We start from the raw sequence: 2,021 nt of genomic DNA, 5'->3' as shown, positions 1-2,021 counted from the left end.
GGCGCTCGTCGATCTCCGCGGGACGGCCGACCACCACGGTCGCGAGCTGGAGGCGACCGTCGTGGCTCTGGCCGACGAGGTGGCGGCGGCGAGCGGTCTGGCGATGGGCAAGGCCTCGCGGGTCCCGGCGGCGCTCGTCCGTGGCGTGGCGTTCGACGCGGCGACGGTGCCCATCTCCGAGCTCGTGCGCCCACCGGAGGAGGACCTGTTCCGATCGTCCCCGCTCCTGTCGATCTCGGAGCGACGGACGATCCGAGCGTTCGGCGCCGGAGACGTCCCGCGCGAGGCGGTGGAGGAGGCCGTGCGGGCCGCGTGCACGGCGCCGGCGCCGCATCACACGAGGCCGTGGTCGTTCAGCGCGATCTGGTCACCGGCTGCCAAGCGGCGGCTCCTCGGCGCCATCGCCGAGGCCTGGCGCGGGGACCTCCGCGCCGACGGGACGCCGGAGGCGACGATCGAGCGGCGGATCGCGAGGAGCGACGCGGTGCTCGGCGCGGCGCCGGTGCTGATCGTCCCGTGGGTGCGGTTCGAGGGCGCCCATCCGTACGCCGACGCCGAACGCGCTCACGCGGAGCAGGAGATGTTCCTGCTGTCCGGCGGCGCCGCGATCCAGAACCTGCTCCTCGCGCTCTCGGCACAGGGGTTCGCCTCGTGCTGGATCTCCTCGACGCTGTTCTGTCAGGAGGAGAGTCGTGCGGCGCTCGGCATGTCCGAGGACTGGTTCGCCCTCGGCACCGTGGCCGCGGGGCCGATGCCGACGGGGGCCGCATCGCCGCGGCCCCCGCTCGACCTGTCCGAGCATCTGAGGACCGAGTGATCGGCCCGCATCCCTCGGCCTAGACCACCCCGTGGACGAAGTACCAGGCGAAGATCGCAGCCACGACGTACATGAGCGGGTGGACATCCCGCCACCGGCCGCGCAGCACCGCGATCACCACGAACGAAAGGAACCCGGCGCCCACCCCGTTGGTGATGCTGTACGTGAAGGGCATCATCACGATCGTCAGCAGGGCCGGGATCCCGATCCCCGGGTCCGACCACGAGATGTCCTTGACCATCACCATCATGAAGTACCCGACCAGCACCAGCGCCGGCGCCGTCGCCTCCGGCGGGATCACCCCGGCGATCGGCGAGAAGAACATCGCCAGCAGGAACAGCACGCCGACCACGACAGCGACCAGACCGGTGCGACCACCTTCGGAGATCCCCGACGCGCTCTCGATGTACGTCGTGTTCGACGAGGCCGATGCGGCGCCACCGGCGGCAGCGGCGAGCGAGTCGACCAACAGAACCCGCTTGATGCCGGGGAGCCTCCCGTTCGCGTCCAGCATCTTCATCTCGCCACCGAGCCCGATCACGGTGCCCATCGTGTCGAAGAAGTCCGACAGCATCACCGAGAGCACCACCGCGAGCGCGGTCGCGGTGCCGAGCACCGAGAAGAAGTCGAACGAGAAGGCACCGACCAGACCGAAGTCCGGCGTATCGACGACACCGTCCGGGATCGCCGCGATCCCGTTCCCCCAGATCGACAGATCCTTCGCCTCGTTCACGATGACGGCGAGCACCGTCGAGACCACGATCCCGATCAGCAAGGCCCCCTTGACCCGGCGTGCGACCAGCGCGGCGCTCAGGGCAAGCCCGACGACGAACACCCCGATCGGCCACGTCGTGAGCTCGCCGGCGAGCGAGAGCGGCGTGGCTCCCGTGTTCGTGACCACACCCGCGTTCACGAGACCGATCAGCGCGATGAAAGCGCCGATGCCGATGCCGATCGCGCGCTTCAGATCCATCGGGATGGCGTTCAGGATCGCCTCGCGAACGCCGGTCAGAACGAGCACGGTGATCAGGAGGCCCTCGACCACGATGACGCCCATGGCCTGTGGGAACGAGAGCCCGTTCGCGGCGACGAGCGAGAAGGCGACGAAGGCGTTGAGCCCCAACCCGGCGGCGAGCGCGAACGGGTAGTTCGCGACCACGCCCATCAGGATCGTCATCACCCCGGCGACGAGCGCCGTCACCGT

General features: G+C 70.0%; 2 protein-coding genes. One reads left to right on the top strand and one right to left on the bottom strand.

What is annotated here, in order from left to right; translation table 11 throughout:
- Positions 1-817: nitroreductase family protein (locus VFI59_13345; GenBank protein ID HET6714680.1), on the top strand; the 817-nt coding region annotated here is incomplete at its 5' end.
- Positions 818-836: 19 nt separating this feature from the next.
- Here the strand turns inward: VFI59_13345 and VFI59_13340 are convergent.
- On the bottom strand, positions 837-2,021 hold a 1,185-nt coding region (locus tag VFI59_13340), incomplete at its 5' end, for an NCS2 family permease (GenBank protein HET6714679.1).

This window comes from Actinomycetota bacterium, assembly GCA_035697485.1.
In the GTDB taxonomy this organism is placed as follows: domain Bacteria; phylum Actinomycetota; class UBA4738; order UBA4738; family HRBIN12; genus JAOUEA01.
This window is presented reverse-complemented; position numbering and strand designations above follow the sequence as displayed.